Source organism: Stenotrophomonas maltophilia, from assembly GCF_023518235.1.
GTDB lineage: Bacteria > Pseudomonadota > Gammaproteobacteria > Xanthomonadales > Xanthomonadaceae > Stenotrophomonas.
In genome coordinates, this window is record NZ_CP090423.1 from 799758 (window position 1) to 824985 (window position 25228).

Below are 25228 nucleotides of genomic sequence, written 5' to 3' on the forward strand. Positions count from 1 at the left end.
ACAATTGGAGCCTCCCCCATGAAATGCCCTGCTGCTCTTTTTCTGCTGCTGGTTGCCAGCACCGCGCAGGCCCACGAACTTCGCCATCTGGGTGCGCACGTCCACGGCCAGGCCACCGTCGATCTGGCGCTGGACCAGGCCACCCTCGCGCTGGAGCTGCAGGCGCCTGGTATCGGCATCGTCGATTTCGAGCGCGCACCGGCCACCGCTGCCGAGCGCGCGGCGCTGGCACGCGCCACCGCTGTGCTCAACAGTGGCAGCTGGGTGACCCTGCCCACCGCAGCGCACTGCCGCCTGTCCCGCAGCAGCGCGAAGGCCGAGGGCTTTGAAGCAACCGCCGCGGCCGGGCAGCACCGCCATGCCGGCTTCAGCGCCAGCCTGCAGTATCGCTGTGCGAACCCGCTGGCGTTGCGCGCTCTGGTCGTGCGCTTGCCGACACTGTTCCCGGGCCTGCACGAGGTCATCGTCCATACCGCCACCGACCGTGGCCAGGGTCGCAGCGTGCTCAACGCAGGCAATCTGCGCGTGGTGCTGGCACCGTGAGCGTACGGCCGGTGATCGCGCTGGAGGATGTGCAGTTCGGCTACGGGCTGCGTCTGGTACTGGATATTCCGCGGCTGTGGATCGAACAGGGCAGCAGCGTGCTGCTGCGTGGCATCAGCGGAGGCGGCAAGAGCACCCTGCTGGGCCTGCTGGCCGGGGTGCTGCTGCCGAGCCGGGGAAGGCTGGAAGTGGCTGGCCACGCGCTGCCGGGCATGCGCGGTCCGGCACGCGACCGTTTCCGCGCCGACCACCTGGGGGTGATCTTCCAGCAGTTCAATCTGCTGCCCTTCCTCAGCGTGCGCGACAACATCGCGCTGGGATTGCGCTTCTCTCCGCTGCGCAGTGCGCGCATCAGTGGACCGTTGGATCACGAGATCGTGCGCTTGCTCCGCGCTCTGCAACTGGACCCGGCACTGATGCGGCGCCCGGCCGGCACGCTCAGTGTCGGCCAGCAGCAGCGGGTGGCCGCCGCGCGTGCACTGATCGGTCGTCCGGCGCTGCTGCTGGCCGACGAACCGACCTCGGCGCTCGACCGTGAGGCGGCCGCCGCGTTCCTGCGGCTGATGTCCTCCCAATGCCAGGCCGCCGGCACCACCGTGCTGGTGGTCAGCCATGACGACAGCCTGGAACCGCTGTTCGACCGTACGGTCGCGCTGTCGGCGATCAATCAGGCAGGGGCGGCCCATGCTTGAGCTTGCCTGGGCCAGCCTGCGCAGTCGTGCGTTGAGCGTGGGCCTTTCGGTACTGGTGATCACCCTCAGCGTGGTGCTGTTGCTGGGCGTCGAACGCGTGCGCACGCAGGCACACGAAGGGTTCGCCAGCACCGTCTCGGGTACCGATCTGATCGTCGGCGCGCGTTCGGGGCCGGTGAATCTGCTGCTGTACTCGGTGTTCCACATCGGCGACCCGACCAACAATGTGTCCTGGCAGTCCTACCAGGCTCTGACATCGCTGCCGCAGGTGAAGTGGGCGGTGCCGCTGTCGCTGGGCGATTCCTGGCGCGGCTTCCGGGTGGTCGGCACCAGCGACGGCTTCTTCGAGCACTACCGCTACGGCGCGGGCCACGCACTGGCATTCACGCGCGGGCATGCGTTCGACGATCTGTACGATGCGGTGATCGGCGCAGAGGTAGCGCGCGCGCAGAAGATCGGCATCGGTGATGAGGTAGTACTGGCCCACGGCACCGGTACGGTGACCCTGGCCACGCATGCCGACAAGCCGTTCCGGGTGGCGGGCATCCTGCAGCGGACGGGCACGCCGGTCGATTCATCGCTGCTGGTATCGCTGCCAGCCATCGAGGCGATCCATATCGATTGGCGTTCCGGGGTGCAGCTGCCCGGCCAGCATGTCAGCGCCGACCAGGCCCGACAGCTGGATCTGACCCCGACCAGCGTCACCGCCTTCATGCTCGGGCTGAACTCGCGCGTGGCGACCTTCTCGGTGCAGCGCAGGATCAACGAGTATCCCGACGAAGCCATGCTGGCGATATTGCCCGGTGTGACCCTGCAGCAGTTGTGGCAGTCGCTGGGCACGGCCGAGCGGGCGTTGCAGCTGATCAGCGCGATGGTGGTGCTGCTGGGCATGGTCTCGCTGGTGGCACTGCTGGTTTCCACGCTGCAGGAGCGGCGTCGTGAGATGGCGGTGCTGCGTGCCATCGGCGCGCGACCGGGTTACATCGCCGGCCTGCTGGTGGTGGAAGCGGTGGCCACCAGCGCGGTGGCCTGTGTGCTGGCGTTGGCGCTTCTGGTGGCCGCCAGCATTGCTGGGCGCGGCTGGGCCCTGGCCACCTTCGGCCTGTCGATCACCCATGTCTGGCCGGAGCTGCGCGAGCTGGCCTGGGTGGCAGGCGTACTGGCGATCAGCGCGGTGGCCGGGTTGTTGCCTGCGTGGCTGGCCTACCGCCGTACCCTGGCCGATGGCCTGTCGCCGGGGGCCTGAGCATGCGCGTACTGCGGCTGCTGCCGATGATGCTGGTGCTGGCGGCCTGCCAGCGACCGGTCGATACCGGTGTGCAGGCGTTGCCACCGTCGCCGGTGGTCGATCACGAACCTGCGGCGGCGATGCAGGAGCAGGAACTGGATTGGCTGCAGATGATGCCCGGTGACGAGCTGGCGGCGCTGGAGCGCGGCGAGGGCCCGCAGGTCGAACACAACGGCAACCGGCGCATGCCGCAGTTCGGCACCTTCCGCACCGTGGGCGCGGTGCTGCAGCGGCCGGTGCGGTTGCCGGGCTACGTGGTGCCACTGGCCACTGCGCAGGACGGGCGCCTGACCGAATTCCTGTTCGTGCCGTACTACGGCGCCTGCATCCACGTGCCGCCGCCACCGCCGAACCAGATCGTGCATGTGCTGCTGTCGCGACCGATCGCGATGCCGGACATGTATTCGCCGTTCTTCCTGGCCGGCACCCTGCAGGCCGAGCGGCTGGATGACGAACTGGCCGGTTCGGCCTACACCATGCGCGATGCGCAGCTGAGGGCGTATGAACCGTAGACATCTGTTGGTACTCGCAGGTTGCCTGGCGTTGGCCGGCTGCGGGCCGCGCGTTGATGATGACGTGACAGCAGCACGGGCTGCACCTGCGGCCAGCGCAGAAGCACACGATGCCGCCATCGAGCGCTGGGATGCATTGCGCCCCGATGAGGTGACCTACCAGCGACCGCCGCCGCAGATCGGCCTGTCGCGCAACGGCATGGACGGCGTGGGCGGCCTGATCGACGACACCGGTTCCGGTACGCCGCCCGGTCAGGCGATCGACCATTCCAGCCCGGAGCGGGCCAGCCAGTTCGGTTCTTCGCGCGTGGTCGATGCTCTCGACGGTCGCATGGTGGATCTGGACGGCTTTGTGGTGCCGCTGGGTACCAATGATGCCGGGTTGGTGGACGAGCTTCTGTTCGTGCCGTTCTATGGGGCCTGCATCCATGTGCCACCACCGCCGCCGAACCAGATCATCCATGTAACCCTGGCCACACCGATTGCGCTGGGTAACCTGTGGGATCCGTATCGGCTGGCCGGGCGCCTGCAGATCAAGCGCTTCGATGCGGACATCGCCAGTGCCTCCTACGATGCGGCAGCGGCGACGCTGACGGCGATCGGCACCTGATGCGTGCGCGCTGGATCCTGGCTGCGGGCCTGCTGGCAGCGACTGCGGCAGCGGTGCTGGTGGCGTGCTGGCCACGGCCCATGGCGGTGCCATTTCCTGCGCCGGCCGCCGACGCCGCGCGGCGCATCCAACAGCGGCTGGTGGAAGACATCGCCTTCCGCAACGACGTGCTGTTCCTGTTGGCGGCCACGCTGCGCGACCGCTGCCAACCGGCGCAGGCAGGTCTGCTGGCGCGCATGGCCAACCGTGCGTCATTGCCGGTGCTGGCGGCGGTCAGCGCGGTGACGTCGCAGGATCCGACCCTGGATCGGCCGATTTACCAGTACATCCAGCATCGCGCAGACCAGGTGCGGTGTGGCCAGCCGCTGCAGATGCCGCTGGCAGCCGGTGGCAGCATGGCGGTGGATGTCGAGCAGTACGCGCGTACCTTCCCCGACAGCTACTTCGACCCGCAGCGCAGCAGTGAGCCGCGTGACTTCGCAGGGTTGCCGCTGCAACAGCGGGCCGACAACGCCTGCAACAGCGTGGTGTACTCGGTGCTGCCGCTGGGCGGTACCGATTGGCGGTGCAGCAGCCTGCGCGCCAATGCACGCGCGCGGGTGCGGGGGCTGTGCGAGGACGAGCTGCGTCGCCAGCATGGCGGCATCGACGGTGAGCTGGACCCGGCCGTGGGTCAGGGCATGCAGGCGGCGGTGGTGGCGGCGATCGTTGCGTTGCCGCAGGACTGTCGGTGACGCCGGGTTGCGCTGGAACATGAACATTGCCCGCCAGCCAACCTGAATCGCTGCATTGATGCCTCATAACTATACAGGACGTCCGGTATAGTTATGGCCGTATCCCTCCTTGTCAGGTTGTCCCATGGCTTTGTCCCAGCCCTTGGCCGGTGCTCCGGCCCTGTCGCGCGCCCGTCGCTGGGCGCTGTTGTTCAGCGTTGCCGCCGGCTTGTTGCTGGTGACGCTCGACAACTCCGTGCTGTACACCGCGCTGCCCACGCTGACCGAAGAACTTTCGGCCAGTGCTGGGCAGGCGCTGTGGATCATCAACGCCTATCCGCTGGTGATGGCCGGCCTGTTGCTGGGTGCAGGCACGCTGGGCGACCGCATCGGCCATCGCCGCATGTTCCTGATCGGCGTGGTGGTGTTCGGCATCGCCTCGCTGGGCGCGGCCTTCGCTGGCAGCGCGGCGCAGCTGATCGCGGCACGTGCGTTTCTGGCGGTGGGCGCGGCGGCGATGATGCCGGCCACCCTGGCGCTGATCGGCCTGAGCTTCCACGAAGAACGCGAGCGCAATATCGCCATCGCCATCTGGGGCTCGGTGGCGATTGTCGGTGCAGCACTGGGCCCCATCATCGGCGGCTGGTTGCTGCAGTACTTCTGGTGGGGCTCGGTGTTCCTGGTCAACGTGCCGGTGGTGGTGGTCGCCTTCGTGGCCACCGTGCTGCTGGCGCCGGAAGGACAGCGCGACACCGCGCGCCCGTGGGATCTGCTGTCCTCGCTGCTGGCACTGGCGGCGCTGTCCGGGCTGGTGCTGGCGATCAAATCGCTGATCGCCACGCCGCCGTCGTACGCGTTGGGCGCCGGTGCACTGCTGCTGGCCATGGTTTCCGGCGCGGCGTTCGCGCGCCGCCAGCAGCAGCTGCCGTACCCGTTGCTGGATTTTGCGATCTTCCGCAATCCGGCGTTCCTGGCCGGCACGCTGTCGGCGGTGTTCACCCTGTTCGCGATGGCCGGGCTGCAGCTGCTCACCACCCAGCGCTTCCAGCTGGTGGCAGGTTTCACGCCCCTGCAGGCTGGCCTGCTGGTGTCGGTGGCAGCGTTGGGCAGCCTGCCCAGCGCGCTGCTGGGCGGCAGCATCCTGCATCGGGTTGGCCTGCGCCCGCTGATCTGCTGCGGCCTGGCGGCCGGCGCGCTGGGTGTGGCGGTGGTGGCCTTCGGCTTCCCGCATGGCCTGGAATGGGTGGTGGCGGGCATGGCGATCACCGGCCTGGGCATGGGCGCGGCGATCTCGGTGGCGTCCACGGCCATCCTCAACAACGTGCCGCCCCACCGTGCGGGCATGGCCTCGTCGGTGGAAGAGGTGTCCTACGAATTCGGTGGGTTGTTGGCAGTGGCGATGCTCGGCAGCCTCAGCGCGGCGATGTACAGCGCGTTCCTGCCGGTCTCGGCCGATATGCCGGCGCTGGCCCGCGAAGGCTTCACCCAGGCGCTGCATGCCGCGCGTGCGGGCGGGCAGGGCGAGTGGTTCGCGCTGGCCGCGGCGGCCTATGACCGCGGTTACCAGATCGTGCTGCTGGCGATCACCGTGGTACTGGCCGCAGGCGCGGCGATCATCGCGCGCCTGCTGCGTGGCCGGGTCGGTGGCCGCGAGGGTGCGGCCGATCGCGTAAAATGACGCGATGAGAACCAGCAAGCGCGACCGTATCCTCGACGCCGCCGTCAACGTGATCAATCGTGACGGTGTGCGTGCGGTGACCTTCGAGTCGGTAGCGGCCGAAGCCCAGCTGACCCGCGGCGGCCTGCTGTACCACTTCCCGTCGCGCGAAGCGCTGCTGCGCGGCATTGACGAGCATCTGGTGCAGGCCTGGGAGGCGTCGATGGAGGCGCTGCTGGGCAAGCGTGCGGATGAGGCGACCGCACTGGAGCGTTACCAGACCTTCGTGCGGGTGTCGGCGCAGAGCGCCACCCGCGCCGAGTTGATGTTCATGCTCGAATCGGCCGACCCGGAGGCCGATGAGCGCCCATGGGGGCCGGCGGTACGCCGCTGGGCACCCTCCGCGCCGGAGGCCGGCCGTGTTGATTCCACCGCGCTCGACAATTTCGTGGCGCGGCTGGCGGCAGATGGCCTGTGGATCTACGAAGCAATGTACGAAGGCCAGCTGGATGAAGCGGTGCGCGCGCAGGTGGCCGAGCGCATCGCCGGGTTGCTGGCGAAGAACGACGGGGCGGCCAGTTAGGCCATGGGCCAACGCGCGCGCGGACATCGCTTGTGGCAGAGCCGACCGCTGGTCGGCTGCCACTTAGAGTCGAGCCATGCTCGACTGCCTTCCGGTCAGGCCACGAAAACCCCGCGCTTCGCGCGATAGTCGACCAGCGGTCGACTCTAGCCCTGATCCATCTACCGGGCATGTGCTGCGCTTGCGGCCAACCACGCCCGCGGCGATGCGCCCAACCGCTTGCGGAAGGCTTTGGACAGTGACGCGGTATCGGCAAACCCCACCTCGATCGCCACCTGCTTGACCGCCACGCCGGCCCGCAACTGCGCGCACGCCAGGCTCAGCCGCCAGTCCAGCAGATAACTGGCCGGTGTGGCCTGCATCACCTCCTTGAACACCGCAGCGAAGGCGCTGCGAGACATCCCGGCGGTTGCAGCCATGCGTGGCAGTGTCCATTCGTCCTGGGGCGCCTGGTGCATCGCCACCAGCGTGCGTGCCAGCCGCGCATCGGACAGCCCCCGCATCAACCCATGGCTGACCCCGGCCGCGTCCGGGTGATCAACCACCCAGCGCAGGATCTGGATCAGTGCCACTTCGAACAGGCGATTGGTCAGCAACCGCGACCCGCAGCGCTGGCGGTCGGCTTCGGCAAACAACAGGCGCAGGGTGTCGTCCAGCTCGCCGATGGCGGCCAGCGGTACCACCATCACCGGCGGCAGCGACTGCACGATCGGGTTGCGCGCGCCACCATCGAAATCCAGCGTGGCGCAGGTGAAGTCCGGGCCATCCAGCGGTGCGTTGTGGAACACGTGGTGCAGCGGTTGCGGATACAGCAGCAGGCTGGGGGTGTCGATCTTCAGACGAGGCAGGACCGCATCCCCATCGGGGTGCCGGACTTCCATCTGCCCCTGGCGCAGGATGTGCAGGAAGGCGCGCCCGGGCTGCGGCGCGAAGTCATGACGCCCGCACAGTGGCCCGCTGTGGAACAGCGCGGCCTGCACGCGGAAGCGCTCCAGCAGGGAGGAGAGGCGATCAGGCGCCGGGCGGCCAACGGGGTCGGCGGAGAAGGTCATGGACGAATGGATAATGGATGTGGCTTATATGGCACGTATCGTCCATGGAGTCTACCTAGGATGGCCGGGTCGTCCAATCCCGGGCGCGTTTCCAAGGAGATTCCCCATGTCCCGTATCCCCCTGATCGATGCCACCCACACCACGGCCGATCGCCAGACCCTGCTGGGCCAGGTCCACGCCGCCTTTGGCGCCACCCCGGCGATGTTCCGCGCCGTGGCCAACTCGCCGGCCGCCCTGCAGAGCATGTGGGCTTCGTTCGGCGCCTTGGCAGGCGGGCGACTGTCGCCGCTGCTGGGTGAGCAGATTGCCGTGGCCATCGCCAACCGCAACGCCTGTGAGTACTGCCTGGCCGCGCACACCGCGCTGGGCCGCAAGGCCGGGGCCAGCAGCGAGCAGATGGCGGCCGCACAGATCGGCCAGTCCAGCGATCCGGCCACTGCGGCAGCGCTGGTGTTCGCGCTGAAGGTGGTCGAGCAGCGTGCACAGATCGCAGACGGCGACGTGCAGGGGCTGCGCGCGGCGGGCTTTGATGATGAGCAGATCGTGGAGATCCTGGCGCACGTGGCGCTCAACCTGTTCACCAACTACGTCAACGTGGCCTTCGATGTGCCAGTGGATTTCCCGAAGGTGGCATTGCGCTGACCCACCGTTTCGCGTTCCGGTAGAGTCGACCGCTGGTCGACTGCCTTTCGCTCAGTTGGCCGACCAACGGTCGACTCTACCGAGATGGTTCGTCGGCCTGGAGCCGCTCTGGATGGGTGTACACATTGAACCCGCTCTCACGCGCAAACCCAATCAGGCACAGCCCGGCGCTGCGGGCCAGGTCGATCGCCAGTGCGGTCGGCGCCGACACGGCGGCCAGCACGCTGGCGCCGGCACGCACTGCCTTGCTGACCATCTCGTAGCTGGCGCGGCTGGAAATCACCAGCAGGCCGCCGTCGATGGCGTGCTCGTTGTGGTGCAAGGCGCCGATCAGCTTGTCCAGCGCGTTGTGGCGGCCAACATCTTCGCGCACCCAGCCGATCCGCCCGCTGGCGTCGGCCCAGGCCGCGGCGTGAATGGCGCCGCTCGCCGCATTCATCGGCTGGTGCTGTGCCAGTTCGGCCAGGGCACGCTGCAGCGCAGCCGGTGCGTAGGTGCGGCGTTCGCGGATCGGCGGCAGGGGCCGCAGCACATCCTCAAGCTGGCGCGTACCGCACAGACCGCAGCCGCCACGACCGGGCAGCAGGCGTTCTTCATCCGGATCCAGCGCGGCGCCGGGCGCATCCGCGGCCACGGTCATCTGCAGTTCGATACCTTCCAGCTGCGGCCTCACCTCGACCGCCAGCAGCTGCGCGGGCGCCGTGATCAAGCCCTCGCTGAGCGAGAAGCCCAGCGCGAAGTCCTCCAGGTCACACGGCGTGGCCATCATCACCGAGAACGCGGCACCGTTGTAACGCATCGCAACCGGTACCTCCTCGGCCACCACGTCGAGCTGCAGCTGCGGGAGTCCGCCACGCCAGCGATGCAGCGGGCGCTGGGCCGTGCCCGCAGGCGGGGTGTGTGGCGGCGTCGGGTCGGGCATGCAGCGCATCCGGGCAGGGAAGGTGCGCAGGCAACGAAGTGCCTGCGAAATCGAGGATAGCGCAGTACCCGGCCGCTGACGCAGGTGTAACCGTTGCCATGCCAGGCTGGCCGCAAAGCAGCACGGCCCTCTGGCGCGCTGGCAGGGCGCCGTGATTGACTGAAGCGGCGGGCAAGGCGCCCGCAGGCGGCCGATACTGTGCGGCCGTTCGTCGTGGAGTTCCTCAGACCGGGTCGCCGAACATGTCCGAGCAGAAGCCGCCGCGTTACAAGCCCTACAACCAACCGGCCGGTGGCTGGGGTGCCGCCGGCGCCACCGCCAAGGTGCTGCTGCAGCAGAGCGTGATCGGCAAGGGTTCCAAGGCGCTGCTGGCGATGAACCAGCCGGGCGGATTCAAATGCCCCAGCTGCGCATTTCCCGATGCCGACCAGCGCAAGAAGCTGGAGTTCTGCGAGAACGGCGCCAAGGCCCTGGCCTGGGAGGCAACGCAGTTCCGCGCTGGCCGCGAGCTGTTCGCGCAGCACACGGTCACCGAGCTGATGGCGCAGAGCGACTACTGGCTGGAGATGCAGGGCCGGCTGACCGAGCCGATGCGCTACGACGCGACCACCGATCACTACGTGCCGTGCAGCTGGGACGAGGCGTTCGCGCTGATCGGTCGTCATCTGCAGGCGCTGGACAGTCCGCATCAGGCCGAGTTCTACACCTCCGGGCGCACGCCCAACGAAGCGGCGTTCCTGTATTCGATCTTCGTGCGCGAGTTCGGCACCAACAATTTCCCGGACTGCTCGAACATGTGCCATGAGCCGACCAGCCGGGGTCTGCCGCCGGCCATCGGGGTGGGCAAGGGCACCATCGTGCTGCAGGACTTCGAGCACGCCGAGGCGATCTTCGTGATCGGCCAGAACACCGGCACCAATTCGCCACGGATGATGAGCAACCTGGTCGAGGCGCGTAAACGCGGCATTCCAATCGTGGCGGTCAACCCGATGCCCGAGCGCGCCCTGATCCGCTTCGCCGAGCCGCAGGACGTGGTGCAGATGGCTACGTTCGGTTCGACCGAGATCACCAGCGAATTCGTGCACATCCGCATCGGCGGCGACCTGGCGCTGATCAAGGGCATGATGAAGGTGATGTTCGAGCGTGAAGCGCAGGGCGAACGGGTGCTCGACCACGACTTCCTGGCCGAACACACAGTGGGCCTGGAGGCGCTGCGCGAGGATGTGATGGGGCAGGACTGGGAGGAGATCGTGCGGGTCTCCGGCATTTCGCAGGCGCAGATCCGCCGCTGTGCGGAAATCTACATCCGCTCCAAGGCCACGGTGATCTGCTATGGAATGGGCCTGACCCAGCACCAGTACGGCTCGCGCCTGCTTCAGCAGGTGGCCAACCTGCTGATGCTGCGCGGCAATTTCGGCAAGCCCGGCGCGGGCATCGGCCCGATCCGCGGGCATTCCAATGTACAGGGCGATCGCACCGTGGGCATCGACGAGAAGCCCAAGCCGGCCTATCTGGACCGGGTGCAGCAGGTGTTCGGTTTCGATCCGCCGCGCGAACATGGCCATCATGTGGTCGAGTCGATCGAGGCGATGCTGGACGGCAGCGCCAAGGTATTCATCGGGCTGGGCGGCAACTTCATCCATGCCGTGCCCGATACACCACGCGCCTATGAGGCGATGCGCGGCCTGGAGCTGACCGTGGGCATCGCCACCAAGCTCAACCGCGGGCATCTGGTGCATGGCCGTGATGCTCTGATCCTGCCGGTGGTGGCACGCTCGGAACGTATCGTGACGCCCGCTGGCGAGCAGTTCGTCACCATCGAGGATGCGATGTCGAACGTCACCGCATCGCGCGGCGTGCTGGAGCCGGTCAGTGCCGAAGTGCTGCCCGAAGTGGAGATCGTCTGCCGCATGGCGATGGCCACATTGCCGCACAGCCGGGTCGACTGGGCAGGCTGCATGTACGACTATGCGCCCATCCGCGAGCTGATTGCTGCGGTGTACCCGGAGATCTATACCGGCTTCAACACGCGCATCCAGCAGGCGCACGGTTTCCATCTGGACATCCCGCCGCGCCGCCGCGTGTGGCCCACGCCCAATGGCAAGGCCAACATCCTGCTGATGCCCGGGCTGGACGTGGATGACCCGGTGGACGACCCGGAGATGCTGCGGCTGGCTACCGTGCGCTCGCATGACCAGTACAACACCACCATCTACAGCTACAACGATCGCTACCGTGGCGTGTACAACGACCGCATGGTGCTGTTCATGAACATCGAAGACCGGCTGGCGCGCGGGTTGGCCAAGGAAGCGCTGGTCAGCCTGGAAACGATCAGCGCCGACGGCGTGGACCGGCGCATCGAGGGGCTCACCGTGCTGGACTACCCGATGCCGCGCGGTGCATTGGCAGGCTACTACCCGGAACTGAATCCGCTGCTGCCGCTGGATTACCATGACCGGATCAGTGGCACCCCGGCGGCCAAGTCGATTCCAGTGCGGATGCGGGCGATGGCAACGGTCTCTGCGTGACATCTGCATCGGCTATCATCGGCGGGTGAACCTGCCTGGCCTGCTGCTGCGATGGATGCTGCTCGTTGCCCTGGTGCTGAATGCACCGGCGCTGGCGTTTGCCGTGCCTGCATACAGCGGAACAGCCGGGCAGGAGCACTGTGCCGCACCGCACTCGGCCGCGATGACCGGGGCTGGCTGCTGCGATGATGCGGCTTCGATGGCCTGCCAGAGCGGAGAGTGTGAGTGCCCGCCTGCCTGCCTGGGCATGCTGGCGACCGCGAATCGAACACCGGCCTCGCCCCGGCGCGAGGCTCCGCTGGCGGTGAGTTCATCGCAACGCGCGCCGCCGCCGATGCTCGACCCGTTGCGGCCCCCCATCGGTTGATTCCCTGCGGGCGTGCTGCGTCCGTCTCGATTGCACGACACATTCTTGTCTCTGCCTGCGCCTTCAACGCGCGGGCGGCGGGCTGCATTGCCCGCTACTGCAAAGGAATCATTCCATGAGCCGTTCTCTCTCCCTCGGCCTGCTGCTGGGCACCGTTCTGACCACCGCCGCCTGCGCGCGCGCTGCCGACGAATCCAGCGCCGCCCCGGTCGCCAGCGACGCTGCACCTGTACCTGCACCGGCCGTCGTGGCCCAGGTCGATCCGGCATTGCCGGTTGCGATCGTGCACAAGACCGCCAGCTGTGGCTGCTGCGGCGTCTGGGTGGACCACCTGAAAGCCGCCGGCTTCCAGGTGGATGTGCGCGATACCGACGACATGAACCCGATCAAGGTCCGCCTCGGCGTGCCGGTCGGCAAGGCCTCCTGCCACACCGCCGAGATCGGCGGCTATGTGGTGGAAGGCCACATTCCGGCTGCGGACATCAAGCGCCTGCTGGCCGAACGCCCGGTTGCGCGGGGGCTGGTGTTGCCGGGCATGCCGGCCGGTTCGCCGGGCATGGAAATGCCCGATGGCTACGTGCAACCGTACACCGTCGAGCTGGTGCGCACCGATGGCAGCACTGAGCCGTTCGCCCAGCACCCGTAATCGCCTTCCCTGTAGAGCCGAGCCCACGCTCGGCTGTCTGCGGCCGGCAAGCCGAGCATCGGCTCGGCTCTACAGGATCAGCGCGATGCGGTTTCCTTGGCCAGCTGCGCGTCGAATTTCTTCTCGGCCTCATCGGCGTAGGCGTTGCAGCTCATTGCGTTGACCGCCGCCTTGCTGCCGGCCGCATAATCCCAGCGGCTGGCGCCCGGATGCGGGGTCAGCAACAGGTCGCAGGGCTGGCCGCGCACCGTAGCGAAGCTGCGTCGGTAGTCCTCGACCAGGCGGGGATAGCGCGCGTTGCCACGCAGCTGGTAGCCCGGTGCACTCAGGCTGTCGGCGTAGGCGATGCGCAACGGCTTGCCATCGCGGGTGTCGGTCCAGGTCCAGGCGGTGCTGCCCGGGGTGTGGCCGGGCATGAAGTGGGCGGTGAAGGTGATGCCACCGAGGGAGACAGTCTCACCGTCCATGACGAGGCGGTCGGCGCTGGCCGGCGGGTAGGTGATCCCATCGCCGAAGTGCAGATCGTTGCTGCCGCCGCGCGCCAGCAGCACGGCCGATTCAGCATTGGCGACCAGATGCGCAGCGGTACGCCGCTTCAGTTCCGCCACCGGTCCTGCGTGATCGGCATGCGCATGACTGAGCAGGATCCATCGCAGATCCTGCGGGGCCACCCCACGTGTTTTCATGTTGGCCAGCAGGTGGTCGGCCATCTGCGGCATGCCGCCGTCCAGCAGCACCGCACCTTCGCTGGTCTGTACGAGCAGCGCGGTCAGGTTCTCGGTGCCGATCTGCCAGGTGTGGTCGGCAATCTGCAGCGGTGCCATCGGCTGCAGCCAGGACGCGTCCACGGTGTATGCCCGCAGCTGCGGCAGCGGCGCCTCAGCTGCCGCCACGTGAGTGATCTGGACTGTGGCGACCAGGGCGAAGGCGAGCAGGCGCAGATGCATGTAAATGGCCTATCTGGAAGATGGAGCGAGGCTAGCACGCCATTTTCCGCCAGTGATTCGCTGATTTCTCACCCGAGCCATGAGCGCTACTCATGGCTCGATTGGTCGGATCGTTCAATGGGGAGCTGTTAGCATTCCGGTCCCCTGTCCGTCGGGTTGATGGGCAAATGTTGCAAGGAGGCTGGCATGCCAAAGTATGTTCTGGACCGGAATGCTGTAATCGAAATAGAGAGAATGAACGCCGGCCATTGGTCGTCGATGGGTGCCAAAGTACGTAAGATCGACAAGAGGAAGAACTTCGCAAGCCCCCTGCTGTCTGTCCTCGAGACTGGCAGGAGCGCGTCCCGTGATGCTGCTGCGGTGATTGAGAGCATTACCCGGGAGGAGGCTGTCATGCGTAGGTTCTTCCGCAGGGCGCGTGTTGATTCAGAGTATCTGGTGTCCGAGCAGCATGTGCTATCCGGAGAGTTCCTGGATTCGTTGACGCAGAACCAGGCCCGGGATCTTCAGTTCATTGCTTCGGCGCAGCGCCTGCTGTCCAAACAGACCGCAGGTAATATGGTCCGGAAGGAGTTCAATCGCGTCGTCGAGTTCGTGCGGGACGCTGGCAGGGAGCTCCAGGACCCGCTGTCACTCGTCGTGCTGGCATGCCCACTGGGCAGCGAACGCGCGCGTGGGCTGTTGAAGCCCAGCGTGGAGGCGGACGACAAGGCCGCGTTCAATGCATTGGCCGATGTGGAGAAGATCAAGCTCGTCAACTACATCGAGCTGCTGATGAGTGAGCATGGCCAAGCCAGCGAGCTGCGTCTGTTCAGTGAAGACAAAGGGCTGGTGGGAATGAAGGCTGCCATTGTCGTCACGCACTCTGGAACGGTCCGGAACTCGGTGCTGGGCCACGAGGTCGGATACCGCTTCGATCCAGAGAAGTACCTTGCAGCGATGCCGTACCTCGAAGGCCAACCGAAGATAAGCGGCGAGGTCCGGGCGAGGCTGTTCGATCAATCCTGACAGGGATGGCAGACTTGGGAGCCTGGCCTGCCGCAGATGCAGCAGCCCCCACAAGGGCTGCTGCGGCGATGACTCAGTACCGGTACTGCCAGCCCAGGCTCAGCACTCGTCCACGGCCGGCGAAATAGCTCGGATTCGACGGCGTGGTCTGCGAGTAGTAGCTGATGTACTGCTTGTTGGCCAGGTTCTGCACGCCCAGGGTGAAGCTGTGCTTGTCCAACGCATAGCGCGCCACCAGGTCCATCGTGGTGTAGCCGTTGAACGTCGCCACGCGGTTGCCGAGCTGGTCGAAATCACGGTCGAAGGCATGGCTGGCCTGCAGGCGCGTACTCAGCTGCGGGGTCCAGTTCTGCTCCCAGAACGCGGTCAGCCGGTTCGGCGCGATGTTGACGCCGGCCAGGTCGCTGTCCAGGCGGCCATCGACGTTGGCGTCGTAGCGTCCGTTGGCGCGCGCATAGCCCAGGCCCAGGCGGGCATCACCCAGGCGCACGCGCAGGTTGCTTTCGAAGCCTTCCACGCGGGTGGCCTGGCGCTGCACGTTGTAGGCGTCGATGCCCGCATCGTAGACCAGCACCGAACCGAGCTTCGATTCGGAGGTGTAGTAGGCAATGTCACCGCTGAAGCGGCCGTCGTCGTACTCCAGGCCGATCTCGCGGTTGTCCGACACCACCGGCGACAGGTCGACCAGGTTGTCCACGCGCTGGCCGTCGCGGTTGATCGCGCGCAGCACGCGGCCGACGTCGGCCACCGTGTAGCCTTCCGAGTACGAGGCGTAGGCATTGAGGCGGTCGTTGATGTACCAGACTGCGCCGATGTTGGGCAGCGTCTCGCTCATGGTCGGCTTGCCACCGGCCACCTTGCGCGCGCCGTAGCGCGGCAGGGTGGTGTAGTCACCCACTTCCAGCTCGCCCTTCTCGTAACGCAGGCCGCCGGACAGCATCAGGTGATCGGTCGGCCACCAGTGCAGCTGCAGCAGCGGCGACAGGCTCTGGTAGGTGGTCAACGGTACCCAGTTCATGCCGCTGGCCAGCAGCACCTGGTGGGTACGATCGCGCAGGCCATCCAGGCCCACGGTCACATCCAGCGGGGTATCGGCAATGCGGGTCCAGCTCTGGGTCAGCTTGAAGCCGCGCTTGTCCGATTCGTTCTGGGTCTGGTCCCAGGCCGCGTTGGCACCGGTATTGCCCCACGGATCCCACTGGCTGGCGCCATAGCGTCCTTCGAAGTCCACCGCGAAGGCCTGGGCCTGGAAGCGGCCACCCAGCAGATCGGCGGCGCTGTAATCCACGGTCAGTGAACGCGAGCGGTTCATCGGCGGGTCCAGCGGCGTATCGCCGGGCACCGAAAGGGTCGGCCGGCCGGTGCGGAAATCACCATTCACCGCCACGTAGTTGTCCAGCCCGCGCAGCTCGTAGCGATTGGCCATCACCTGCAGGCGATGGCCCTCGGCCAGGTTCCAGCCCAGCTTGGCGAACACGTTGGAGGAGGTCGAGTCCATCAGCTCGCCCTGCGCATTGGTACCGATCGAGCGGCCTTCGCCGTCATGGAACAGGCCCTGGCGCTCGTAGGCGAGGCCGGCGACGAGGTCGAAACGATCGCCGCGCACGCCCACCAGGGCCGAGGCACGCTGGCCGTTGTCATCATGGCGATTGGGCAGGGCGCTGCTGTAGGTCAGGTTGCTGTCCAGCAGGAACGCGCCGGGCTCGGTGGGGGCACTGCGGGTGATGATGTTGACGATGCCGCCGGTGCCGCCGATGCCCTGCAACGCGTTGGCACCGTGGATGACCTCGATGCGCTCGATCATCGCCGGGTCGATGGTGTGCGAGTCGCGCGAGCCATCTCGCAGCGGGGTGGACTGCGGCACGCCGTCGACCATGTAGAGGATGCCGCGGCCACGCATGCTCTCGCCGTAGTTGGACATCTTCTCGCGCGCGGGCGCGAAGGCCGGAATCTGCGCCGACAGCACGCGCGATACGTCCGAGCCCAGCGCCAGCTGCTGGGCGATGTCCTCGCGGGTGAGCACGGTGATGGTGTTGGGCATGGCGGTTTCACCCTGCGGCATGCGCGCGGTGGAAGCCGAGACCGTGACGCGTGCCAGCGAGGTCGGGCCCGCGGCCGGGGTGGCCTGCGCCGGGGCGCTGGCCTTGGCGGGGGCCGGTGCCGGTGCCGCAGCGGCACTCACCACGAACACGCCGGGCGAACGTTCCTGCAGGGTCAGCGCGTGGCCGGCCAGCAGGCGTTGCAGCGCGTCGCGCGGGGTGTAGCGGCCTTCCAGCGCGGGCGCGCTGCGGCCGCGGGTGCTGTCGGCGGCAAACAGCAGCTGGATGCCGCTCTGCCGGGCCAGTGCGTTCAGCGACGCCTGCAGTGGACCGGCCGGCAGGTGCAACTCCACGGTGGCGGGGGCGCGGGTCTGCGCGGCAACGGGCAACGCGGCGCACAGGCAGGCCGCGAGCAGGGCGGGGGCCAGCCGGCGCAGGGCGGCGGGCGGAACGGGGCGGGTCATGCGGGGTCCTTCGGAGGGGTTCAAGCACCTGCCGGATGGGACGGCGCGCAACCCACCCTCGGCCTTGCAGGGAGGATCACCGGCGCGCGCGCAGGTGCAGGCTGCCGTCGGCGGCGGTAAGCACCTGCACCGGCAGGATCTCCGGCAACAGCGCCACGGCGGTTTCGGCGCGGTCGGCATCGAACACGCCGGAGACCTGCAACGGGCCCAGCGCCGGATCGTCCAGCACGATCGGGCGGTCGTGATAGCGCTGCAGGATGCGCAGCACTTCGGACAGCGGCAGGCGATCGAACTGCAGGCGGCCGCGGGTCCAGTCGGCGCGATCCGGGCTGACCGGCTCCGGCGGTGACAGTGAGCCCGCCTGCGCGAGCACGCGCTGCCCAGGCTTCAGCCGCTGTTCGGCGCCGCCGCCCTCCACGCGCACGCCGACCTCACCGCGCCACAGGGTCACCTCGCTCAGGTCGCCCTGGCGGTCAACATCGAACACGGTGCCGTAGTTGCGCACGTGCACCGGCCCGGCCTCGACCTGGAACGGCCGCCACGCCGAATGCTGCACGTCGAAGCGCGCCTGGCCCTGTGCCAGCAGCACCTGCCGCGAACGCAGGTGGCGGCGTACCTGCAGCCGGGTACCGGCATCGAGCAGCACATGGCTGCCATCGGGCAGCGTGATCTGGCGCCGTTCGCCCACGGCGGTCTGGTAGTCGCGCACCTGCCAGGCCGGGTCGGCGATGCACACGGCGCTGATGGCCACCAGCAGCGCGGGCAGGACGGTCTTTGCGATGCGTCCGCCGCGTCGGCGCTGCAGGGCGGCCGGCGGCGGCAGCGGAAAGCGCTGCTTCAGCGCGTCGCGGTGCTGCTCCAGCACCTGCTCGGTGGCAACCGGCTCGGTCGGCGGCTGCGGTGGAGGCACCGGCTTCATTGCGGCCCGGCGTGCAGTCGGCAATCGGCCATGGCCAGGCGCAGGTGGCGCTCGACCGCCTTCAGGCCGATCCCCATGCGCTGTGCCACTTCGGCCTGCGGCAGCTCGTGGATCTTGTGCAGGATGAACACCTGCTGGCGCCGGCAGGGCATGCGTTCAATGGTGGTGCTCAAGCGCTGCAGCGCCTGCTGGCCTTGCGCCTGCTGTTCCGGCCCGGGGCGCGCGCAGGCGCCATCGGGCAGTTCGGCGCGCGGCTCCACCCAGTGCCGGCGCAGGTCTTCGGCACGGCAACGGTCGACCGCAGCATCGTGGGCGATGCGGCGCAACAGCGCGATCGGTTGCCGTGCGTCCTGCACGGCCGGGCGCTCAAGCAGGCGTAGGCAGACCTCGTGCACCACTTCGCGGGCCAATCCGGGCGAGCGGAAGCGACGGCGCAGGTAGTCGACCAGTTCCTCGTAGTGGCGCACCAGTGACGACAGCAGCGGCGCGGCGGGCAGTGGCGATGAGGGCGACTCGTGCATCCGGAACGGGCGAGGGTGAAAGGCGGGTCGCGCAACAGGACGATCCCTGCGCGGTGATGGGATATTAATGGGAACGGTTCGCATTTGCCATCCATGCCGCATGCAGGCCATTGTTCGGTGGGCCTGGATGGTGAAAACACGATCATCGTCTGGCGCGCAGAATCGGCCCGTGCCAGCCTGCACCCGGGCTGAGGGGAGCGAGACATGCACGTACTTCTGGTCATCATCGCCGGTGTGCTGCTGCTGGCGGTGTTCATGCTGTTCGGGCGTCTCTGGAGCGTGGGCAGCTCGCAGTTGCCGGCGGCGTTGCTGGCCTTCGTTGCCACCTGGCTGGTGCTGGCGCTGGCCAATCTGTGGGTGGGGGTCTACCGGGCCGGCTACGCTTTCAGGGAAGAGGTGCCGATCCTGCTGCTGGTGTTTGCGGTGCCGGCGCTGCTGGCCGGTCTTGTCTACTGGCGCCTGGCGCGCTGAGGGCGTCCGATGAGCACACCCCTGCGCCTGCCGGCGCTGCGCCAGCGCGATGGCCACCACGCCCGGGTCACCTACGAAGAATTGTTCTTCGATCTGGTGTACGTGTTCGCGGTCACCCAGCTCAGCCACCACCTGCTGCACCACCTGGGGCTGGCCGGGGTGATGCAGACGCTGGTGCTGTGGTTTGCGGTCTGGCTGGGCTGGCAGTACGCCTGCTGGGTCAGCAACTGGTTCGACCCGCAGGCGCCGCGCATCCGCGGGCTGTTGTTTGCCACGATGCTGTTGGCACTGCTGATGTCCTCGTCCATTCCCGAGGCCTTTGCCGACCGCGCCTGGGTGTTCGCCGGGGCCTACGCGACGATGCAGGTGGGACGCACCGCTTTTGTGCTGTACGAGGTGGGAGGCACGCATGCGTTGGCGCCGAACTTCCGCCGCATGCTGGCCTGGGTGTGCGTGTCGGCCTGTTTCTGGCTGGCCGGTGCGGCGGCCGAGGGCCATGCACGGCTGGCGCTGTGGGCGCTGGCGGTGGCCTGCGAGTACGTTTCGCCGATGTTCGGTTTTGCCTTTCCCGGGCTGGGCCGCTCGCACACACGCGAATGGACCATCGAAGGTGGGCATCTGGCCGAGCGCTGCCAGCTGTTCGTCATCGTCGCGCTGGGAGAGACATTGCTGGCCACCGGCGGTGTGCTCAGCGAGGTGGAGCACTGGCGCGGTGCGGTGGTGTCTGCCGTGCTGGCCACCTTCGCCGGAACCCTCGCCATGTGGTGGCTGTATTTCGGCATCTCCAGCGGCGACGCCACCGAGGCGATCACCCATGCCGACGATCCGGGGCGGATGGGCGCCAACTTCCACTATGTGCATGCGCTGCTGATCGCCGGCATCATTGCCACCGCGGTCGGCAACGACCTGGTGATGGACCACCCGGAGGCGGCGGTGACGCCGGCGTACGCCGCGCTGATGGTGGCTGGCCCGCTGATCTACCTGCTGGGCAGCGCGCTCTACAAGCGCGTGGTGTATGGCCGGGCGCCACGCTCGCATCTGTACGGCGCCGTGGCACTGCTGGTGCTGGGCCTGCTGCTGCCACTGACCCACCTGCTGGCAGCCGGCTGGTTGACCAGCCTGGTGCTGCTGGGTGTGGGGTTGCTGGATACGCGACTGAAGCGGCGCATCCAGCAGGCAAGCGGCTAGAAGCCGCCCCCGGTCTTGAAGCCGCCACCGCCGCTGATACCGCCACCGCTGCGGAAGCCGCCGCTGCTGGAACCGGAGTCCGAGCGGGTGCTGGAACTGGAGCCCGACCAGAAACTCGAACGGGAGTCCGAGCTGCTGGAACTGCTCGATCCCCAATCGAACAGGCCGCCGGAAGAGGCGGTGCTGGAGCGCCGCGGGCGGCTGCTGGCGGTGGCGAACAGCGAGGTCATGATCGGCTCGGCGACGCTGCGGGCCGGGGCGCGATAGCTGCTGCGCTCGGCATCGAGCGCCAGCTGGTAGCTGCGGCGGGTGGCCTGCAGCGATGCCAGCGACGCCTTCAGCGTCTCCATGTCGCTCGTGTGCTGGCCGACGCTTCCTTCGATCTCTGCCAGGCGCAGGCGACGGGCATGGATCCGCTCCAGCACCGCATCGTCCTCGGCCGTGGCAGTCGCGGCGACGCGGCGGTACAGATCGTCGAGGTTGCGCGAGGACAGGGCGCGCGCCAGGGTGACCAGCACCGAACGGCCCTCGGTGTCGGACCAGCTGCGGAAGTCGGTGATCCTCGCCTGCTGGGCATCCACCGCCTGGCGTTGCCGCTGTTCGTCCAGCAGTGCCTGGGCCAAGGCACCCTGCGCATCCCGCAGGATGCTGGTCAGCACACCGCCACCGGACAGCGCCGCGGCTGAATCGCGGGCGGCCTGTACCGGGGCGTGCGCCTGCTCGGCCTCTTCGCGGGCCTGCGCCGCATGCTGTTGCAGGTAGCCCGGCAGCTCGGTCAGGGTACGGTACTCGCGGCGGGCACGGTCGTAGCCGCACAGCTCGGCCAGCCATCCATCGACGGTGCGCAGCAGCGGCCAGCCACGGTAGCCGCTGCCACCGAAGTCGCGCGACAGCAGGTACATGAAGATCGGGTCGGCCTGGTAGGCACCAGCCTTGGCGTCATGTTCGGCATGGGCCGAAGCGGCCATGCGCTCAGCGGTATCCCATCGCGCCTGTGCCAGCTGCAGCGTGTCCAGCTGGGCCAGGAAGTCGCTGTCACTGCGCAGTGTGGCCTCCACCTGATCCCGCAGCTGCTGCAGCCGCTCGCCGGCGGCATCACGCGCGGCTGCGGCATCGAGCGAGCGCTGCTGCAATGCCTGCTCCTCATCCAGCAGCCGCTTCAGTTCGTCGTCCAGCGTACGGCCTTTGCGTTCACGGCGGTCCAGGTCGGCACGCGACTGCAGCAGCAGATCGCGGGCAACGGCAGGTTCAACCTCGTTGCTGGCCTCGGCCTGCAGCCGGGCCAGTGCATCGAAATCGGCACGGGTCTGCTCGCGCAGCACGTCCTGTTCCTTGACCAGCTCCCGGCATTGGTTGCCCTGGCTGGCCAGGCGGGCCTGCAGGTCGGCGATCTCGGCTTCGACGTCGGCCAACGCGGTATTCAAGTCACTCATGTCAGTTCCTCAGGCATCACCATTGGGTGATGTAGCCGCCGGTGGTGGGCATGCGGAAGCGCGGCGACAGGCTGCCGCGCGGCTTGCTGCCGATCTGGTCGTCTTCGATGATGCCGTTGTCCTGCTTGTCGGCCGCCACACGGTTGTAGGTGGCCTGTGGCACGCGCACGCCAAACAGCGTGACCTGTTCGTCCTTGCCGGTTTCCTCGTTGCGGACGGTGATGGTGGCGGCGTTGCCTGATTCGTCCAGCGCCTCGGTCACCAGGTAGTAGTTGCGCCCGCCATTGGCGTTCTCGTTGTATCGCCAGACGCCGGTGCGCTCATCGTCGCGGTTGACGATGCGGTAGACCAGGGTCTGCTGCAGCATCGCCACCAGCCCGGCGACCTGGTCCAGCGCCGGCCCGGCGTCGGCCAGTGTCTCGACGCGGATCAGGGTGGCCGCATGATCCAGCGCACGCTGCAGGCGCTTGCGGTCGTCGCCGGCAACCCCGGTGGCCAGGCCGTCGGTCCTGAGCTGGGCCAGGCGCTCATTGAGCGCGGCCAGCTTGCCGGCACTGCCGATCAGCTCCTTGAGGGTGGCCGTGGCCTGGCCAGCCGTTGCGATGTCGCCAGCACGCAGGGCCACGTCGCCGTCGGTGTAGATGCGGGCGCGCAGCCGTTCGGCATCCGGGGTCAGCCGTGCGGCCTTGGCGGCCAGGTTGGTGGCATCGAGCAGTTCGCTTGCATCGGCGGCCTGGCCAAGCGTGCCGACCCGTTCGCTCAGTACCGGCAGGGCTTGCTGTGCCCGCGTCAGCGCCTGCTCGGCGGCCTGGCGCTGCTGTTCCACCCAATCAGCGGCCTGGCCGGCGGTGGCCGTGCTGCCGTGGCTGACCCGTGTGACCTGGTCGCGGCGCACCAGGGTTGGCAGCAGAGTGTCCGCTGCCGGCACCTCGGCGAAGCGCCGCTGCGCTTCAGACAGCGCGGCCTGTGCCCCCTCGGTCAGCGGTTGCAGGCGCTCACCGCTGGCCGTGGTACGCGGCAACAGCCCCTGCAGCGCCTGTTCCTGCGCGGCCAGCGCGTGGCGAGCGAGACCGATGGCCTGCTGCTGCGCGGTGACCCTGGCGTTGAGTACCTGGACATTCTTCTCGATGTTGGCCTCACGCACGAAGGCGCCGAAGCCGCGCGCAAGCAGCAGCACCATGCCGAGTGCCAGCAGCGCCGCCGCGACGATCAGCGCCCATCTGAGCACCCGCCTGCGATCGATCCAGCGCCTGGCCAGCCACGCCTTCCAGCCACGCGGCGCGGTGTACACGTAGCGCTGTTCGCGCTGGGCCCGGATGCCGGCCTCAAGGATCTCGTCGGAAACCTCGATGCCCTGCGAGCGGTACAGCTCGAGCAGGCGTTGCTTCAGCGTCGCGTTGTCGTGGCCACTGTCGGCCAGTGCCTTCATCTCGGCATTGCGGTAGCGCAGCTGGTCGACCACATCCATGGTCAGCAGCGCATCCTGCAGCTCGGCAGGTGCCATCGTCGCACTCACGTCAGCGCGGCTCCGGGCTCGGCGGTGCCTGCAGCAGAGCGGCGAAGCGCTGCTTGCCCTGTTCGACATAGCTGGCGATTTCCGCCGAATCGCGGCTGGCCTGGCTGCGCAGCTGCTCGATCTCCTGCAGCGACGTCTCCTGGAAACGCACCACCGCATCGACCAGCTTGCGTACCGAATCGACACCGATGGTGCCGCCGTAGCCGGCCTTCAGGCCCTGGTGCAGTACCTCGTCGCCGATGCCGGCGACCGCCTCCAGGCCCTTGGAGGTGCCCTCGGTCATTGCGTTGAGCGCCTGGGTGGATTCGTGCAGGCCCATCTGCGTGGTGAAGGCCAGGTTCAAGGCGGTGAAGCTGGTTTCATTGGTGGAGAAGAACACCACCGAACGCTCGTTGACGCGGCGCTTGACCTCGTGCGACTGGTGCACGCGCAGCATGATCGCCTCGGAGGTGGCGTAGTTGACCTGCAGGTTCTCTGCCAGGTCCTTGGCCAGCTGGAAGCGCGATTCCTCGTTCTGCTGATTGCGCAGGGCCTCGTCGCGCGCCATCACCAGGCGCCCGGTGTCGGCGGCATCGGCGGCCGGGTCGGCGGATTCCACGCGCTGCTGGGCCTGCTTCAGTACGTCGCGCGCATCGGCCAGCGCCTGTTCCTGTAGTTTCAGCAGCTCGTGGGCCTGGATTTCGGCGTCCTTGATCGACAGGCGGAAATCGCCGTACATCTCCAGTACGCGCGACTCGCGCTGCAGCTGCTCGGCCGAATCGCGGCTGACGTCAAGGAACGTGTGGCGGATCTTTTCGAAGCGGCTGGGAATGTCGCCGCGGGTGACCTTCATCCACAGGTTCTGCAGGCGCTCGCCCATGTCGATCTTGCCGTCGCTGACCTGCTTGACCATGTTGCTGGCATCGTCACGGATGCTGTCGAAAGCGCGGATGATCTCGGTGTAGCGGTCGGAGACCTTGGCCGAACTGATTTCATCACGCATCACGGCGTTGAAATGCCCCGACTGCTGCAGCACGCGTGCAATCGCCACCACGCGGCCCTGGTCCAGCGTCGCCAGCTGCGAGACCAGCGCGACGGCAGGCGCGTTGTTCTCCTGCGGTGCAGCCAGGCCCAGGCTGCGCAGGGTGGCCATGGCGCGGTCCAGGTACTTGATCGGCGCCGCAGCGGCCGGCGTGGCAAGGAGGTTGTTGTCGGACATGTCGATGGCTCCGGTCAGGGCGTGCAATGAGGAACCTGCCGCGCCGAGCGGGCAGGGTGCTGCGCAACGAAGGGAATAGGGCGCGGCAGCCATCGGCTGCGCGGCAGGGTGGCCCGGGCAAGGGCCACCGGCCCGATGCGGGCGGGGAGGGTGTCCTGGTCGAACATGGATGACGCGTTCCCTGCAGATCGCCCCCTGGCGATTCTGGGCCCATTGTAGCGAGGGTGAGGGTCAGGTGAAGCCCCACCGATGGCAGGGTGGAGTAGCGTTTGCCGGACGCCCATCGAGGGCGACCGGCGAGGCGACCGTGCAGAACCTACCGCAGTGGCTGGTGTGGGCCGGGTTGTCTGCCGTGTTCGCGGCGCTGACCGCGTTGTTTGCCAAGATTGGCGTCAAGGGGGTCGATTCGGACCTGGCCATGGCCCTCCGCACATTGGTGGTCGCTGCGGTGATCGTGCCGATGGTGGTGATGACCGGTAAATGGTCCAACCCGTTGCTGCTGCCCGGGCGTACCCAGTTGTTCCTGGTACTGTCGGCGCTGGCGACCGGCGCCTCGTGGTTGTTCTACTTCCGCGCGTTGCAGGGTGGCGAACTGGCCAAGGTGGCGGTGGTCGACAAGTTCAGCGTAGTGCTGGTGATCGTGCTGGCCTACCTGCTGCTGGATGAGCGGCCGAGCCTGCGCGAATGGAGCGGCATCGGCCTGGTGCTGGCCGGGGTGATCGTACTGGCGACAAAGAAGTAGCCGGAATCCATCCATCAACCGGGGGT

24 protein-coding genes are annotated in these 25228 nt (G+C 67.7%); 15 read left to right on the top strand and 9 right to left on the bottom strand.

Annotated features, from left to right (window positions below):
• Positions 1 to 18: 18 nt before the first annotated feature.
• The 8 genes from LZ605_RS03915 to LZ605_RS03950 all read left to right on the top strand — a co-directional run bounded on the left by LZ605_RS03915 (position 19) and on the right by LZ605_RS03950 (position 6598).
• Positions 19 to 543 (top strand): ZrgA family zinc uptake protein, encoded by a 525-nt coding sequence (locus LZ605_RS03915; RefSeq protein WP_249843886.1) that lies wholly within the window; start codon positions 19 to 21, stop codon positions 541 to 543.
• Complete coding sequence (locus LZ605_RS03920) at positions 540 to 1235, top strand: ATP-binding cassette domain-containing protein (RefSeq protein ID WP_249843887.1); 696 nt, start codon at positions 540 to 542, stop codon at positions 1233 to 1235. The genes LZ605_RS03915 and LZ605_RS03920 overlap by 4 nt, the downstream gene beginning before the upstream one ends.
• A complete protein-coding gene (locus tag LZ605_RS03925) occupies positions 1228 to 2481 on the top strand; it encodes an ABC transporter permease (protein WP_249843888.1) in 1254 nt (417 codons plus the stop codon). Before LZ605_RS03920 ends, LZ605_RS03925 begins: the two co-directional genes overlap by 8 nt.
• Before the next feature lie 2 nt (positions 2482 to 2483).
• Positions 2484 to 3035 (top strand): DUF3299 domain-containing protein, encoded by a 552-nt coding sequence (locus LZ605_RS03930; RefSeq protein WP_249843889.1) that lies wholly within the window; start codon positions 2484 to 2486, stop codon positions 3033 to 3035.
• On the top strand, positions 3025 to 3645 hold the full coding sequence (locus LZ605_RS03935; RefSeq protein WP_249843890.1) for a DUF3299 domain-containing protein: 621 nt from the start codon (positions 3025 to 3027) through the stop codon (positions 3643 to 3645). The genes LZ605_RS03930 and LZ605_RS03935 overlap by 11 nt, the downstream gene beginning before the upstream one ends.
• Positions 3645 to 4379: a hypothetical protein gene (locus LZ605_RS03940; protein ID WP_249843891.1), complete on the top strand. Its 735-nt coding sequence runs from the start codon at positions 3645 to 3647 to the stop codon at positions 4377 to 4379. The genes LZ605_RS03935 and LZ605_RS03940 overlap by 1 nt, the downstream gene beginning before the upstream one ends.
• Before the next feature lie 124 nt (positions 4380 to 4503).
• On the top strand, positions 4504 to 6036 hold the full coding sequence (locus tag LZ605_RS03945; protein ID WP_249843892.1) for an MFS transporter: 1533 nt from the start codon (positions 4504 to 4506) through the stop codon (positions 6034 to 6036).
• 4 nt (positions 6037 to 6040) lie between these two features.
• Positions 6041 to 6598 (top strand): TetR/AcrR family transcriptional regulator, encoded by a 558-nt coding sequence (locus LZ605_RS03950; RefSeq protein WP_249843893.1) that lies wholly within the window; start codon positions 6041 to 6043, stop codon positions 6596 to 6598.
• 161 nt (positions 6599 to 6759) lie between these two features.
• On the opposite strand, the gene LZ605_RS03955 is transcribed toward LZ605_RS03950, so the two are convergent.
• Entirely contained in the window at positions 6760 to 7650 is an 891-nt protein-coding gene (locus LZ605_RS03955) for an AraC family transcriptional regulator (RefSeq protein WP_249843894.1), read from the bottom strand.
• A 106-nt stretch (positions 7651 to 7756) separates the two neighbouring features.
• On the opposite strand from LZ605_RS03955, the gene LZ605_RS03960 reads away from it, so the two are divergent.
• Positions 7757 to 8293: a carboxymuconolactone decarboxylase family protein gene (locus tag LZ605_RS03960; protein ID WP_249843895.1), complete on the top strand. Its 537-nt coding sequence runs from the start codon at positions 7757 to 7759 to the stop codon at positions 8291 to 8293.
• Between the two features lie 76 nt (positions 8294 to 8369).
• On the opposite strand, the gene fdhD is transcribed toward LZ605_RS03960, so the two are convergent.
• Positions 8370 to 9215 (bottom strand): formate dehydrogenase accessory sulfurtransferase FdhD, encoded by an 846-nt coding sequence (fdhD, locus tag LZ605_RS03965; RefSeq protein WP_249843896.1) that lies wholly within the window; start codon positions 9213 to 9215, stop codon positions 8370 to 8372.
• A gap of 242 nt (positions 9216 to 9457) precedes the next feature.
• On the opposite strand from fdhD, the gene LZ605_RS03970 reads away from it, so the two are divergent.
• Positions 9458 to 11743 carry an FdhF/YdeP family oxidoreductase gene (locus LZ605_RS03970; RefSeq protein ID WP_249843897.1) on the top strand — a complete coding sequence of 762 codons (2286 nt, stop codon included), beginning with the start codon at positions 9458 to 9460 and terminating at the stop codon, positions 11741 to 11743.
• Between the two features lie 482 nt (positions 11744 to 12225).
• The gene (locus tag LZ605_RS03975) at positions 12226 to 12756 is read left to right on the top strand and encodes a DUF411 domain-containing protein (RefSeq protein WP_249843898.1); all 531 of its coding nucleotides are present in this window, start codon (positions 12226 to 12228) and stop codon (positions 12754 to 12756) included.
• Positions 12757 to 12833: 77 nt separating this feature from the next.
• Here the strand turns inward: LZ605_RS03975 and blaL1 are convergent, their stop codons facing one another.
• Positions 12834 to 13703 carry a L1 family subclass B3 metallo-beta-lactamase gene (gene blaL1 / locus LZ605_RS03980; RefSeq protein WP_249843899.1) on the bottom strand — a complete coding sequence of 290 codons (870 nt, stop codon included), beginning with the start codon at positions 13701 to 13703 and terminating at the stop codon, positions 12834 to 12836.
• Positions 13704 to 13889: 186 nt separating this feature from the next.
• Between blaL1 and LZ605_RS03985 the strand changes: the two genes are divergently transcribed.
• Positions 13890 to 14711 (top strand): hypothetical protein, encoded by an 822-nt coding sequence (locus tag LZ605_RS03985; RefSeq protein WP_249843900.1) that lies wholly within the window; start codon positions 13890 to 13892, stop codon positions 14709 to 14711.
• Positions 14712 to 14784: 73 nt separating this feature from the next.
• Here the strand turns inward: LZ605_RS03985 and LZ605_RS03990 are convergent, their stop codons facing one another.
• The 3 genes from LZ605_RS03990 to LZ605_RS04000 all read right to left on the bottom strand — a co-directional run bounded on the left by LZ605_RS03990 (position 14785) and on the right by LZ605_RS04000 (position 18654).
• Positions 14785 to 17214, bottom strand: coding sequence for a TonB-dependent receptor domain-containing protein (locus tag LZ605_RS03990; protein WP_249843901.1), 2430 nt, complete (start codon positions 17212 to 17214; stop codon positions 14785 to 14787).
• Positions 17215 to 17290: 76 nt separating this feature from the next.
• Positions 17291 to 18133 carry a FecR family protein gene (locus LZ605_RS03995; RefSeq protein ID WP_249843902.1) on the bottom strand — a complete coding sequence of 281 codons (843 nt, stop codon included), beginning with the start codon at positions 18131 to 18133 and terminating at the stop codon, positions 17291 to 17293.
• Positions 18130 to 18654: an RNA polymerase sigma factor gene (locus LZ605_RS04000; protein WP_107230660.1), complete on the bottom strand. Its 525-nt coding sequence runs from the start codon at positions 18652 to 18654 to the stop codon at positions 18130 to 18132. The genes LZ605_RS03995 and LZ605_RS04000 overlap by 4 nt, the downstream gene beginning before the upstream one ends.
• Positions 18655 to 18858: 204 nt before the next feature.
• On the opposite strand from LZ605_RS04000, the gene LZ605_RS04005 reads away from it, so the two are divergent.
• Together LZ605_RS04005 and LZ605_RS04010 are read left to right on the top strand one after the other, a co-directional pair.
• A complete protein-coding gene (locus LZ605_RS04005) occupies positions 18859 to 19125 on the top strand; it encodes a hypothetical protein (protein ID WP_213919266.1) in 267 nt (88 codons plus the stop codon).
• A 9-nt stretch (positions 19126 to 19134) separates the two neighbouring features.
• The gene (locus LZ605_RS04010) at positions 19135 to 20313 is read left to right on the top strand and encodes a low temperature requirement protein A (protein ID WP_249843903.1); all 1179 of its coding nucleotides are present in this window, start codon (positions 19135 to 19137) and stop codon (positions 20311 to 20313) included.
• Here LZ605_RS04010 and LZ605_RS04015 read toward each other — a convergent pair.
• From LZ605_RS04015 to LZ605_RS04025, 3 genes are read right to left on the bottom strand one after another with little or no spacing between them, the layout of a single operon-like run.
• Positions 20310 to 21746: a hypothetical protein gene (locus LZ605_RS04015; protein ID WP_249843904.1), complete on the bottom strand. Its 1437-nt coding sequence runs from the start codon at positions 21744 to 21746 to the stop codon at positions 20310 to 20312. The two genes, LZ605_RS04010 and LZ605_RS04015, sit on opposite strands and share 4 nt — an antisense overlap.
• Before the next feature lie 16 nt (positions 21747 to 21762).
• Positions 21763 to 23262, bottom strand: a complete 1500-nt coding sequence (locus tag LZ605_RS04020; protein WP_249843905.1) for a DUF6384 family protein — start codon at positions 23260 to 23262, stop codon at positions 21763 to 21765.
• A gap of 1 nt (position 23263) precedes the next feature.
• Positions 23264 to 24460, bottom strand: a complete 1197-nt coding sequence (locus tag LZ605_RS04025) for a cell surface protein (protein WP_249843906.1) — start codon at positions 24458 to 24460, stop codon at positions 23264 to 23266.
• 307 nt (positions 24461 to 24767) lie between these two features.
• Between LZ605_RS04025 and LZ605_RS04030 the strand changes: the two genes are divergently transcribed.
• On the top strand, positions 24768 to 25202 hold the full coding sequence (locus LZ605_RS04030) for an EamA family transporter (protein WP_249843907.1): 435 nt from the start codon (positions 24768 to 24770) through the stop codon (positions 25200 to 25202).
• Positions 25203 to 25228: the final 26 nt, after the last annotated feature.